This is a genomic window from Pseudoalteromonas sp. DL2-H2.2 (assembly GCF_021532535.1).
GTDB lineage: Bacteria > Pseudomonadota > Gammaproteobacteria > Enterobacterales > Alteromonadaceae > Pseudoalteromonas > Pseudoalteromonas rubra_A.
Genome location: NZ_JAKGBD010000002.1, coordinates 630,215 through 642,859, shown reverse-complemented (window position 1 = coordinate 642,859; position 12,645 = coordinate 630,215). Strand labels below are relative to the sequence as shown.

The following is a 12,645-nucleotide window of genomic DNA, read 5'->3' as shown; positions in this document are numbered from 1 at the left end:
ATTCGTGTACAGATTATACCAGAAGTCAGAAAAAGCAGTCACGTTTACATTAAGACATTAGGCTGGTAGCGGTTGCCCGGCAGAATCTTTGCCTGAGTCACAGCGCATCTGCGCAGGCTGTGTTAGGATTATAGCAGTACTATGATTTGTGGAATAAAAACATGAGCCAGCAACAAGATCCCATCTGGACGCAGATTGATGAAGTAAAACAGGCAGTGTCTGACGTTCTGGACTATGCAAAGCAACTGGGGGCAACATCAGCGGAAGCGTCGATGAGTCGTACCTCAGGTTTGTCTGTCAGCACCCGTATGGGGGAAGTTGAAACGATTGAATTTAATCAGGATGGTGGATTGGGTCTGAGCGTCTATGTAGGCCAACACAAGGGCTCTGCGTCGACGGCAGACTTGGGTCCACAGGCATTACGTTCTGTGGTGGAAAAGGCGGTTGAAATTGCCAAGTTTACATCGGACGACCCCTGTAATGGCGTGGCTGACGCAGATTTAATGCCAACCGACGTGCCGGATTTAGATCTGTTTCATCCCTGGACACTGACCCCGGAAGAAGGTGTAAAGCGCTGTTTAGAGGCGGAGCAGGCGGCATTAAATTTTGACCCACGCATCGTTAACTCGGATGGTGCCAGTGTGGCCAGTCATCAGGGCTTGCGTGTTTATGGTAACAGCCATGGCTTTCTGGCCGGATTTCCGCGCACCCGACACACTTTGAGTACTATGGTCATAGGCGAAGAGAATGGGGTGATGCAGCGCGATAATGCCTACTCAATTACGCGTGTGCATACACAGCTGAGGGATGCCGCTTCAGTGGGGATTGAGGCTGCGGAGTCGACGCTTGCCAAGCTCAACAGCCGTAAATTGGATACCATGCGGGTGCCGGTGGTATTCCGGGCCGATATTGCCAATAGCCTGTTCGGTCATCTGGTGTCTGCAATTGGTGGTGGTGCCTTGTACCGCAAGTCGAGCTTTTTGCTCGATAGCCTGGGCACTGACGTATTCGACACTTGTGTGTCTATTAAGGAGCAACCGCACCTGCGCCAGGCGCTGGCATCGAGCCCGTTTGATGCGGAAGGTGTGCGCACGGTTGAGCGCGATATTATCAAAGACGGCACGTTGGAAACTTATCTGTTACCGAGTTATGCAGCGAGACGTCTCGGCATGCGTAGCACAGGACATGCCGGTGGGATCCATAACTGGCTGGTACAGGCCACAGATCCGGATCTCGCGGCGCTGCTACGTACTATGGACCGGGGCTTACTGGTGACTGAGCTGATGGGGCAGGGTGTCAATACGGTCACCGGTGACTATTCTCGTGGTGCCGCTGGCTTCTGGGTTGAAAATGGCGAGATCCAATATCCGGTCAGTGAGATCACCATTGCCGGTAACCTCAAAGATATGTTCAAGTCAATCAAAGCCATCGGCGGAGATATTGAAACCCGTGGTGCCGTGCAAACAGGCTCGGTACTGATCGAAAGCATGCAAATTGCCGGTCAGTGATGGATTGTACTGAGTGTCTGGCTGCTTAAACAAGCAGCCAGGTTGCGGTGCCCAGGAAGGCAAAAATACCGACAATGTCGGTGACTGTGGTCAGGACAACACTGCCTGCCAGTGCCGGATCTATGTTCATTTTTTTCAGCATCAGCGGAATACTGGCTCCGGCAATACCCGCAGCGACCAAGTTCATAAACATTGCAAAGGCAATCACGCCACCCAGTACAAAATCCCACTGCCATAAAGCAATCACCCCGGCGATCAACAGGGACCATAACAGGCCGTTGAGTGCGCCTATGGCGAGCTCTTTGCCCAGCAAGAAGCGCTGGTTGGTGGCGTTAACATGACCCAGGGCAATACCACGGATCACCAGTGTCAGGGTCTGACTGCCCGCTACCCCACCCATACTGGGCACTATGCCATTTAATACTGCCAGAATGGGTAGAATATCTAGAGTACCTTCGAAAAAGCTGGCAACAAACGCGGCCATCAGGGCTGTGAGCAGATTGATCCCCAGCCAGATTGAGCGACGTCGGCTACTTTTCCACACCGGCGCAAAGGTATCTTCCTCATCATCAAGACCGGCCATACTCATCAGGCTATGTTCGGCATCTTCACGAATAACATCAACGATGTCATCGATGGTGATACGGCCCAGTAAGTGCGCGTTATCGTCGACTACCGGCGCTGAGATCCAGTTGTGGCGCTCAAACAGCTGAGCAACATCGCTTTCATCCATTGAAATGGGAATGGTTTCACGCTCTTCATTCATCAGCTCCTTGACCAGCTTGTCTGGCTGACTGGTCAGCAGCACGCTGATGGGCAGTGCACCTAAAAAACAATTGTCCTTATCCACCACATAGAGGTCATCGGTGCCATCCGGCAGCTCACCTTTAAGGCGTAAATAGCGCAATACCACATCCAGTGATACATCCGGGCGAATGGTCACAGTGTCTGTGTTCATCAGCGCGCCGGCGGAGTGCTCAACATAAGACAACGCCTGTGTGGCCCGGGCTCGGTCTTGAGAGTCCATAGCGCCAATAACGTCCTGATAGACGGGGTCTGGCAGGCTCCTGAGGACCTCACCGAGGTCATCGTCGTCCATGTCCTCGGTTGCTGCCGCAATGAGCTCAGGCTCCATTTTGGCAATGATGCTGAGCCTGACGTCTTCCGACAGCTCCTCGAGCACGTCACCCTGTATGTCCGGATCAACCAGTTGCCACAACTGGGTTCTGACTTTATGTGGGGAGGACTCAAGCAGCAATGCCGTATCGCACGGCGGAATTTCGGCTAATGTGCGCCTGACTTGAACAAACTGACCACTGTTGAGGGCATTAGTAACTTGCTGTAAAAGCTCCAGTGTGTAGTCTTGTTCAAAAACTTCAGGCATAGGCGTCCCAGATTGGATAGTCGACAGTTAAGCTTGTCATGAGTGTATTGCGCACTGATTATAGGCGTATGATAATTATAGCTGTTTTAATATCAATTGGTATAACTAAAAAAGGGGAGATAGCAGCGAGAAAGTGGCAGTCTGACGCTGCCAGAACAGGGGTAAGTCGCGTGGTCGCTACTCGGATTCGTTGAATTTATCGGCTATCAGGCTGCCGATGGCATGCAAAGCACGTTTGGCATCTGGCCCCTCGCAGACGACCTTCACTTCTTTACCCTGACTGCTTTCAAGCAGTAGTAACGCCAGCACGCTGTCTCCCTCGGCCTCCTTGCTGCCCTGGAATAAGGTGATATTGGCGTCAAACTGGGCTGACAGCTCGGCCAGCACGCTGGCAGCACGGGCGTGCAGCCCCAGTTTATTTTGGATCAGAAAAGTATCTTCAAAGCGTTGTGTCATTTTTCTTGTTCGCGGTGATGGATTTTCACATTGCTATGAGTACGAGCAAAACGCTCACCCAAAGTCTGGGCAAGATAGACGGAGCGGTGTTGCCCGCCGGTACAGCCTATAGAGATAGTCAGATAGCTGCGATTATTGCGCTCCAGGTGTGGCAACCAGGTTTGCACAAAGGTTTGGATCTGCCAGGTAAACTTTTGCACCAGGCTGTGGCTGGCCAAGTAATCAATGACGGGTTTATCTAAACCTGTCAAAGGCTTAAGCTCTGGCTCCCAGTGTGGGTTAGGTAAAAAACGGGCGTCGAAGACGTAGTCCGCTTCTTTCGGAATACCATGTTTGAAGCCAAAAGATTCAAAGGTAATGATTAATTGTTTGTCTTTTTTACCGAGAATTTTTTCCCGGATCCGCTCCGCCAGCTGGTGGATGCTCATATCTGTGGTATCTATGGTGATATTGGCACGGCGGATAAGCGGATCAAGCAGCTCTTTTTCTTTCTTGATCGCTTTGTCCAGCGACAAATCGGCCAGCGACAGTGGATGCAGACGACGCGTTTCGGAAAAACGACGGATCAGAATTTGGTCTTCACTATCTAGGTAGAAAATATTGGGCTCGGCAAATCCAGGCAGGTATTCTAGAATATCGTCAAGCTCTTGCTGATCTTTTGGCAGGTTACGTACGTCAACGCTCACAGCAATTTTATCATAACTGTCTGATACGCTGCGTACTAATGCTGGTAGCAGGTTAACTGGGATATTATCTGCGCAGTAATAGCCCAGGTCTTCCAGTACGCGAAGGGCGACTGATTTACCCGAGCCGGAACGACCACTGACAATAATTAGCTGCACTGAAACTCTCCGTTAGTTGTCAAACTCTTCAATTATCGCAAATAACTCCTGATCATTGTGAGCTTGTCTGATTCGTTTACAAAACACCTTGTTTTTAAGTTTATCAGCGATTGTTGCCAAGGTCTGCAAATGTTGTTGATTTTCTCCCTCGGGTACGATGAGTGCCACAAAAATGTCGACGGGTTGATTGTCGATGGCGTCAAAGGCAATGCCTTGTTGGTTAACCAGCAGCATGGCGACCACTTTATCTATGCCAGGCAGGCGGCCATGTGGCAGCGCGATCCCTTTACCTATGCCGGTACTACCGAGTTTTTCACGGCTCAGTAAAGCGTCCAGGATATCATGGGCATTACTGTCAGGAAGCTGGCTGTGAGCCAGTTCACTGATGTACTCTAGAATGCGTTTTTTGCTATTAAAAAGGACCGCAGCTTTGCTGCAGTCCTGTGAAATCAATGAGCTTAGTTTCATGATTAGTGTCGAGTTAGCTTCTCTTTATGCTTGATCACCTGGCGATCAAGCTTGTCGATAAGTCCGTCTATTGCGGCATACATATCCCGGTGTTCGGTTGAGGCAAAGATTTCTCCCCCGTTCACATGTAGTGTGGCTTCTGCTTTTTGGATCAGCTTTTCGACATCTAGGATAACATGCACATTATTGATGTGATCAAAGTGCCTTTCTAGCTTCGCAAACTTGTTTGTTACATAGTCTCTTAACGAATCGGTGATTTCTACATGTCGACCAGTTAAATTTAGTTGCATAAGCATTTTCCTTCTGTAGTTACGTCTAAATCAGGCTTTTACGCTGATTCGACGGTGGGATAGCCAAAGACTCTCGGTATTTGGCAATTGTACGTCTAGCCACTTTGATCCCTTGATCTGCCAATACATCCGCTATTTTGCTGTCACTTAATGGCTTAGCTGTGTTTTCAGCGGCAATTAGCTTTTTGATCAATGCTCTGATTGCAGTCGAAGAGCATTCTCCTCCGTTTTCAGTGCTGACATGGCTTGAGAAGAAATACTTCAACTCATAGATACCGCGTGGCGTGTGCATATACTTTTGCGTAGTGACACGTGAAATCGTGGACTCATGCATGTCGACCATTTCGGCCACATCATTGAGTACCATCGGCTTCATTGCCTCGGGGCCATGTTCAAAGAATGCCTGTTGTTGCTGCACAATGCAATTAGTAACTTTTAATAAAGTTTCGTTACGACTTTCCAGGCTCTTGATGAACCATTTTGCCTCTTGCAGGTGCGAGCGAATAAACTGGCTATCGGTGCTCGACTTGACGGAGCGAGACATAGCGGCGTAGTGATCGTTCACTCTGATTTTTGGCATTGAGTCCGGGTTGAGCTCAACAACCCAGCGTCCTTTCACCTTTTTCACCGACACATCCGGGATCACATAGTCCGCTTCTTCTTGCACTATGCTGGCAGCAGGTTTCGGATTCAGGCTGTGGATCAGGGTCATTACTTCTTTCAGATCCGCTTCTTTGAGCTTGGTCTTTTTCATCAAAGTGCGATAATCGCGGCTAGCCAGCAAATCAATGTGTTCAGTCAGGATTTCTTTGGTTTGAGTGAGCCAGGGGGTGTTGCGATCAAACTGGTTGAGCTGGATACACAAGCATTCCTGCAAGCTGCGCGCAGCAATACCAACGGGATCGAATAATTGCACCCGTTTCAGTACGGCTTCAACTTCGTCCAGTTCTATGTGTTCGTCGTCATTGTCTTGATTCATGCTCTCGACAATGTCTTCACAGCTGATTGTCAGCAGGCCAGCATCATCAACGGCTTCCACTATCGCCAAAGCGATGGCTCTGTCAGTTGGGCTGAAAGGCGTGAGCTCTAGTTGCCACATCATATATTCTTGCAGCGTCTCAGTGGTTTTGCCCTGATAGATGGTTTCATCTTCTGGCATCGGGCCAGAGCTGCTTGCCGGGGCGGCACTGATGTACTCGTCCCAGGTGACGTCCATTGCCAGATCGTCACTGACTGTGTCTTTGTTTAATGCAGCATCGCTGTCTTGTTCGTAGTCACTGACAGCCGAGTCCTCAAAGCTGTCATTATCATTGGTTGTGTGTTGTTCTAACTCAGTATCCGATTTGGACTGAGTTTCATTGTCATGTGATTCAGACTCACCTTCTTCCACTTCCAACAAAGGGTTGCTATCAAGCGCTTCTTGGATTTCTTGTTGGAGATCTAGCGTACTCAACTGTAACAGGCGAATGGCCTGTTGCAGCTGTGGTGTCATTGTCAGTTGCTGCCCCATGCGCAGCTGTAGCGATTGCCTCATGTATCTCTAACAATCCTTTTTGTTATTTACTTCTAATCTTATAACTATAGCCTGAATTGCTCACCTAGGTAGACATCCCGCACGGTTTGATCGGCAAGAACATGCTCCGGGGTGCCTGCTGCTATGAGTTCACCATGTGACACTATATAAGCTTTCTCACAGACGTCCAGCGTTTCACGTACATTGTGGTCGGTGATCAGCACGCCTATGCCGCGGTTTTTTAAGTGTTCGATAATTTTCTTTATATCTAACACCGAAATGGGATCAACGCCAGCGAAAGGCTCATCCAATAAGATAAATTTTGGATCTGCCGCAAGGGCGCGTGCAATTTCTACCCGGCGACGTTCACCACCCGACAAAGCCATACCCTGGCTATCCCGAATATGTTGGATATTAAATTCATCTAACAACTCGTTGAGGATGACTTCTCGCTGCTCTTTATTGAGCTCCTTACGGGTTTCCAAGATGGCCATCAGGTTCTGATAGACGGTCAGTTTACGAAAAATAGAGGATTCTTGAGGCAGGTAACCAATGCCTAACCTTGCCCGACTGTGCATAGGCAGCAAGGTAATGTCTTGATCATCAATGTGAATGCTACCCTTATCACTGGGCACCAAGCCGACAATCATGTAAAAGGTGGTGGTTTTACCCGCGCCATTAGGGCCGAGCAGACCAACAATACTGCCTGCCTCAACGCTCAATTCAACGTTCTTAACGACTTGCCTGCCCTTGTAGCTTTTGGCCAGTGCCGTGGCGGTTAACTTACTCACGGATTACCCTTCTCTTGTGGTTGCTTGGTATTGTCTTTTTCGGGTAAAAGAATGGTTCTAACACGGTTTTGTTCCTGCTCACCACGTTGTGCGCTGATCAGCTTCTTTTCCATGTCGTACACAATGGTTTGGGCGCTGATCTTTTGTCCCGCCTGGCTGATTTCGGCACCGCCTTTAATCGTCAACATGCGGTTTGCAACGTCATAACGCACTTCTTTAGCAGTGGCTTTCAGTAGTGTGCCATCGGCCTGACGCTCCTGAAACACAGCTGGGCTGCCTGTGGCGACCAGCAGCTGTTTATTTTTCCCAAGCTCTTCGCGGCGATGCACTTCGAGGCGGTCGGCCAGAATCTTACGCTCGCCGTGAATGATTTCGACGTTTTCTTCGAACACGCCGATATTGGTTTGCAACTGGGCCAGCTGGGTGCCCGAACTGATAATGACCTGATCAGCGGGTGAGTTTTCTGCGTAAGCCGCAGGATGAAACGCACTTAATGTGCACAGTAAGATCAGGGAACAGGTTAATTTATTGCTCATAATAAATTGTTTCAGTATGGTTGATGAGTTCAATGATTTCAGTGTTGAGATCGGCCACCAGGCCTTTTCCTGAAATCGTTAAGTTGGGCCCGGTAATTTCCACCGGATGTTCAGAGCGCATATGTTTTTCGTTTATGTCGACCTGCACATGGTCGGCATTGATGTGCTTAATCATGGCATCAGCTGTCAGATTGGTGGCCTGTACCTGCCCTTCCAGGATCAACGTATTATTGCCATACAGAGTGGCTTCATTGGCCTTGAGCTGCCAGTTTTGCTGATCGTTATGCAGCGTAAAGATGGGCGCGGTAAAATGGCTGAAACCAAGCTCCTGATAAAGTTCCATTCTGTCAGCGGTAATTTGATAGCTGAGCTGACCATTTTCTGCATAATTGGTTTGTTTCAGGTCGATGGCAACGTAATCGGGTTTAGCCAGCACCTCTTCGGAGCGTTGGGTAACCTGACCTGATTGCGATAAATAGGGGTACCACAGCCACAGCATAGTGAGGCTGAATACAATCAGTAATAAGACGCGAAGCACGGTCATACGCTGCTGCCTTCATAACCCAGCGATTTGCCCTGGCACAGTAGCAGTAAATCAGTGAGTTCACGCACCGCACCATAGCCACCGGGCAACAGGGTTCTGTAGTCGGCAGCACGGATCACCATCGGATGTGCGTCTTGCACAGCAACAGACAGGCCCACTTTGAGCATGACTGGCAGGTCCGGTGCATCATCACCGATATAGGCAATTTCGTGATCGTCCAGTTGCAATGTGTCTTTCAACTCAGCGTAACCTTGCAACTTATCTTCCATCCCCTGATAGATATGTTTGACGTTGAGGCTAGTCATGCGCTGCTGAACAATCTGTGAATGACGGCCTGTGATCACGGCAACGTCAACGCCGCCATTGATCAGCGCTTTGATGCCAAAACCGTCTTTGGTATTAAATGCCTTTAGCTCTTCCCCTTGGTTACCCAGATAGATACGGCCATCGGAAAATACCCCATCGATGTCGCAGATCAGCAGTTTAATCGCTTGTGCTTTACGGACAATGGTGTCGTCTATGGGCTGGTAAAGATCGGAAAACAGCATTTATAAAACTCCTGCTCGCAGTAAATCCTGCATATTTAATGCGCCGATTGGGCAACCTTGTGCATCAATCACAATTAGGCCATTGATGCGTTTTTTCTCCATGATATGCAATGCTTCTGCGGCCAGCATATCTTGTGTCACTGTGGTGCAGTGCTTTGTCATAACAGACTCAATCGGGGTGCTGTGTAAGTCAAGTCGTTGTTCAATAATACGGCGTAAATCCCCATCTGTGAACAAGCCCTTGAGTTGCCCCTGGGCATCGACAATCGTGGTCATACCTAAGCCTTTGCCTGACATCTCAACCAGTGCGTCGGTAATGGTGCAGCCTTGTGTAACGACAGGAACGGCTTCTCCTGAATGCATCACGTCCGCCAGGGTTAGCAGCAGGCGTTTACCTAAGCTGCCACCGGGGTGTGACAGGGCAAAATCGTCCGCCGTAAAACCTCTGGCTTCGAGTAAAGCGACGGCCAGCGCGTCACCCATAACCAGCGTCGCTGTGGTGCTCGCTGTGGGCGCAAGGCCTAAAGGACAGGCTTCTTTGGACACTTTGATACACAGGTGGATATCTGCCAGCTTTGCCATATTCGACTCAGGGTTGCCCGTCATACTGATGATTTGTGCGCCAATGCGTTTAATCACCGGCACGATAGCCAATACTTCGTGGGTTTCACCTGAATTTGAGATAAGCAAGACCACGTCATCGGCGGTGATCATACCCAAATCACCGTGGCTTGCTTCACCCGGGTGAACAAAAAACGCAGGTGTGCCGGTACTGGCCAGTGTGGCTGCTATTTTGTTGCCAATGTGGCCGGACTTGCCCATCCCTATAACTATGATACGACCTCGGCATTGCAACATAAGTTCGCAGGCCGCGGTAAATTTTGTATCCACATACTGAGCAATTTCGGCAATGGCTTGTTGTTCTATTTCTAATACCTGCCTGGCAGAGCCGATAAAGTTGTGCGTGCTCATGCTGAATCCTTAAATAATGAAGTACATATAACCACAGAATGCGCCAAGGAGCAGTCCGCCTTCAACACGGTTGATCTGGCGACGGCCTTTCAGGCTGACACTCATCAGTACCAGCGCAGCGGTTGCGCCCAGCATGACATAGATGTCGCGGCTGGCGATGTTGCTGTCCAACGTTGCAGGATTGAGGATCCCGGCAATAGACAACACCGCCAAAATATTAAAGATGTTCGAACCAATAATATTGCCCAGCACAAGATCGTCTTCATTTTTAAGTACACCTGCCACACACGCAGCAAGCTCAGGCAAGCTGGTGCCGATAGCGATAATTGTCAGGCCGATGAGCAGATCACTCATGCCAAAATACTTTGCAATGTCTACTGCGGAATCGACCAGGTAGTCAGCACTGACCGGCAGCAGGACCATGCCGACGACTAGCCAGAATAGGGCTTTGCTCATCGGGACATCACTTGGGACTTCATCACAGGCTTCTGAAATGAGCGGATCGTCCTGGTCGGTTTTACCGGTTTTTGAGATATAGATTAGGCCACCGATAAACACAAAAAAGCCAATTAACAGCAGCCAACCTTCCAGCGCGCTAAACTGGTTGTCGCTGATGATCAACCAGGCTGCCAGTGACACAACAACCAGCAGTGGCATTTCGCGCTTTAAAATGCCTGAGCCGACGCCAAGCGGCCTCAGTAGTGCGGTGATGCCAAGTACCATCAAAATGTTAGCAATGTTTGAGCCTACGGCATTGCCAACGGCGGTGTCTGTTTTGTCAACCAGCGCGGCCTGCGCGGCGACCATCATTTCAGGTGCAGAGGAGCCCATTGCAACGATAGTCAAACCCACAATTAACGTTGGTACCCCAAGGTTTTTAGCCAGTGCCGCCGCGCCATAAACGAAGCGGTCGGCACTCCAAACCAGGGCAATGAATCCAAGAATGAGTATGACAAACGATAAAACCATGAAGTCTAAGCCAAGTTACTAAATTCAATGGCGCAGATAGTAACAAATAGCGCATCAAATGTATAAATAAAGTCATCGTTTTTAGAAGGGGTATAGAGGATAAGCAAGCGTGCATTTCGCACAACAAATATGGCGAATGAATTACAAAATTTTACCATTAAGGGTTTTCCATATCACGGCAAAACAACGTATTATTCCAAAATTGAAAAAGTATGATGTGGAGAGCGACTTGACGCAGTCAATAGTTGAAGTCAGGGATTTGACCTTTTCTCGTGGTGAAAGGACAATCTACAAAAATATGAGTTTCTCCGTTCCCAAAGGGAAAATTACGGCCATCATGGGGCCCAGTGGTATTGGTAAAACCACCATGTTGCGGCTGATCGGTGGTCAGCTTAAGCCGGATAGCGGTGAGATCCTCTTCTCTGGTGACAGCATTCCAGCTATGTCACGCCAGGCCTTATATCAGGCACGTAAGCGAATGAGCATGCTGTTCCAAAGTGGGGCCTTATTCACGGATATGTCAGTATTCGACAACATTGCGTTCCCGCTGCGTGAGCACACCAAACTGAGTGAAGAATTGATTCGCCTGGTGGTATTGATGAAGCTGCAAGCCGTTGGTCTGCGTGGCGCGCGGGATCTCATGCCGTCCGAGTTATCGGGCGGGATGGCACGTCGTGCGGCATTGGCCAGAGCCATTGCGCTCGACCCGGAATTGATCATGTATGACGAGCCGTTTGCAGGGCAAGATCCCATTTCAATGGGGGTGCTAGTGCGTCTGATTAAGTCACTCAATGAAGTGCTGGGATTGTCCTCCTTAATCGTGACGCATGATGTCACCGAAGTGCTCAGTATTGCTGATCATGTGGTGATCATCGCCGAACAAGGCGTGATTGGTAGCGGCACACCGGAGCAGATGCTGGCTCATGAATCCCTCTTGGTGCAGCAGTTTTTGCAAGGCCACTCAGATGGGCCGGTGCCGTTCCATTTTGATGCCGCACCTTATGAGGATGAGTTATTGGCAGGAGGAAGCCTTTGATGGATTTTTTACAGCAGTTAGGCCATAAGACGCTAAGCCGTTTTGCGTCGCTGGGCCGGGCAACCAGGATGTTACTGGGAGCGCTGTGCAGTATGCCCAATTTCAGAAAAGGCGGTCCTTTGTTGGTTCGTCAACTGTATATGGTGGGTCATCAGTCTTTGCTCATTATTATGGTATCTGGCTTGTTTATCGGCATGGTACTGGCGCTGCAGGGCTACACCGTACTGGTCGATTATGGCGCAGAAGACAGTCTGGGGCCGCTGGTCGCGCTGAGCTTGTTACGTGAGCTTGGGCCTGTGGTAACCGCCTTGTTGTTTGCCGGTCGGGCGGGCAGTGCGCTGACCGCGGAAATTGGTTTGATGAAGGCGACAGAGCAGCTGTCGAGCCTTGAAATGATGGCGATTGATCCATTAAAACGCGTCATTTCACCGCGCTTTTGGGCTGGTTTTATCAGTATGCCGTTGCTGGCGCTGATTTTCTCCGCCATTGCTATCCTCGGTGCACACCTGGTTGGTGTTGACTGGCTGGGTGTTGATTCAGGCAGTTTCTGGTCCATTATGCAATCTCAGGTGTCGTTTGAGCAGGATATTGTCAATGGCCTGATTAAAAGTTTTGTATTTGCGCTGATCGTGACCTGGATTGCGCTATATAAAGGGTATGACTGTATCCCAACGTCCGAGGGGATCAGTAAAGCCACCACAGAAACGGTGGTTCATTCTTCTCTTGCTGTTCTGGGCTTCGACTTTGTTCTGACAGCAGTGATGTTTTCAAGTTAAGGGTTTGTAGAA

The 12,645-nt window shown here is 49.5% G+C and carries 15 protein-coding genes; 3 read left to right on the top strand and 12 right to left on the bottom strand.

The window, feature by feature from the left end; all coding sequences use genetic code 11:
* Positions 1-161: 161 nt before the first annotated feature.
* Positions 162-1,508, top strand: a complete 1,347-nt coding sequence (pmbA, locus tag L1285_RS05560; RefSeq protein ID WP_235411289.1) for a metalloprotease PmbA — start codon at positions 162-164, stop codon at positions 1,506-1,508.
* 25 nt (positions 1,509-1,533) lie between these two features.
* On the opposite strand, the gene mgtE is transcribed toward pmbA, so the two are convergent.
* The 12 genes from mgtE to L1285_RS05500 form a co-directional block, all read right to left on the bottom strand.
* Positions 1,534-2,892 (bottom strand): magnesium transporter, encoded by a 1,359-nt coding sequence (gene mgtE, locus L1285_RS05555; RefSeq protein WP_046005313.1) that lies wholly within the window; start codon positions 2,890-2,892, stop codon positions 1,534-1,536.
* 177 nt (positions 2,893-3,069) lie between these two features.
* Positions 3,070-3,348 (bottom strand): HPr family phosphocarrier protein, encoded by a 279-nt coding sequence (locus tag L1285_RS05550; protein ID WP_046005314.1) that lies wholly within the window; start codon positions 3,346-3,348, stop codon positions 3,070-3,072.
* A complete protein-coding gene (gene rapZ, locus L1285_RS05545) occupies positions 3,345-4,190 on the bottom strand; it encodes an RNase adapter RapZ (protein ID WP_046005315.1) in 846 nt (281 codons plus the stop codon). The genes L1285_RS05550 and rapZ overlap by 4 nt, the downstream gene beginning before the upstream one ends.
* Before the next feature lie 12 nt (positions 4,191-4,202).
* Entirely contained in the window at positions 4,203-4,658 is a 456-nt protein-coding gene (locus L1285_RS05540; protein ID WP_046005316.1) for a PTS sugar transporter subunit IIA, read from the bottom strand.
* Positions 4,659-4,660: 2 nt separating this feature from the next.
* Positions 4,661-4,948 (bottom strand): ribosome hibernation promoting factor, encoded by a 288-nt coding sequence (hpf, locus tag L1285_RS05535; RefSeq protein WP_010386630.1) that lies wholly within the window; start codon positions 4,946-4,948, stop codon positions 4,661-4,663.
* Positions 4,949-4,973: 25 nt separating this feature from the next.
* Positions 4,974-6,482, bottom strand: a complete 1,509-nt coding sequence (locus L1285_RS05530) for an RNA polymerase factor sigma-54 (RefSeq protein WP_046005317.1) — start codon at positions 6,480-6,482, stop codon at positions 4,974-4,976.
* Between the two features lie 44 nt (positions 6,483-6,526).
* A complete protein-coding gene (lptB, locus tag L1285_RS05525; RefSeq protein WP_046005318.1) occupies positions 6,527-7,252 on the bottom strand; it encodes an LPS export ABC transporter ATP-binding protein in 726 nt (241 codons plus the stop codon).
* Positions 7,249-7,788 carry a lipopolysaccharide transport periplasmic protein LptA gene (gene lptA / locus L1285_RS05520; protein ID WP_125778602.1) on the bottom strand — a complete coding sequence of 180 codons (540 nt, stop codon included), beginning with the start codon at positions 7,786-7,788 and terminating at the stop codon, positions 7,249-7,251. The genes lptB and lptA overlap by 4 nt, the downstream gene beginning before the upstream one ends.
* Positions 7,778-8,332, bottom strand: a complete 555-nt coding sequence (gene lptC / locus L1285_RS05515) for an LPS export ABC transporter periplasmic protein LptC (RefSeq protein WP_046005320.1) — start codon at positions 8,330-8,332, stop codon at positions 7,778-7,780. The genes lptA and lptC overlap by 11 nt, the downstream gene beginning before the upstream one ends.
* Positions 8,329-8,880, bottom strand: coding sequence for a 3-deoxy-manno-octulosonate-8-phosphatase KdsC (gene kdsC / locus L1285_RS05510; protein WP_235411288.1), 552 nt, complete (start codon positions 8,878-8,880; stop codon positions 8,329-8,331). The genes lptC and kdsC overlap by 4 nt, the downstream gene beginning before the upstream one ends.
* Positions 8,881-9,852: a KpsF/GutQ family sugar-phosphate isomerase gene (locus L1285_RS05505; protein ID WP_235411287.1), complete on the bottom strand. Its 972-nt coding sequence runs from the start codon at positions 9,850-9,852 to the stop codon at positions 8,881-8,883.
* 9 nt (positions 9,853-9,861) lie between these two features.
* Positions 9,862-10,821, bottom strand: coding sequence for a calcium/sodium antiporter (locus L1285_RS05500; protein ID WP_235411286.1), 960 nt, complete (start codon positions 10,819-10,821; stop codon positions 9,862-9,864).
* Between the two features lie 229 nt (positions 10,822-11,050).
* Between L1285_RS05500 and L1285_RS05495 the strand changes: the two genes are divergently transcribed.
* Positions 11,051-11,857, top strand: coding sequence for an ATP-binding cassette domain-containing protein (locus L1285_RS05495; protein ID WP_235411285.1), 807 nt, complete (start codon positions 11,051-11,053; stop codon positions 11,855-11,857).
* Entirely contained in the window at positions 11,854-12,633 is a 780-nt protein-coding gene (mlaE, locus tag L1285_RS05490; RefSeq protein ID WP_046005325.1) for a lipid asymmetry maintenance ABC transporter permease subunit MlaE, read from the top strand. The genes L1285_RS05495 and mlaE overlap by 4 nt, the downstream gene beginning before the upstream one ends.
* Positions 12,634-12,645 lie beyond the last annotated feature (12 nt).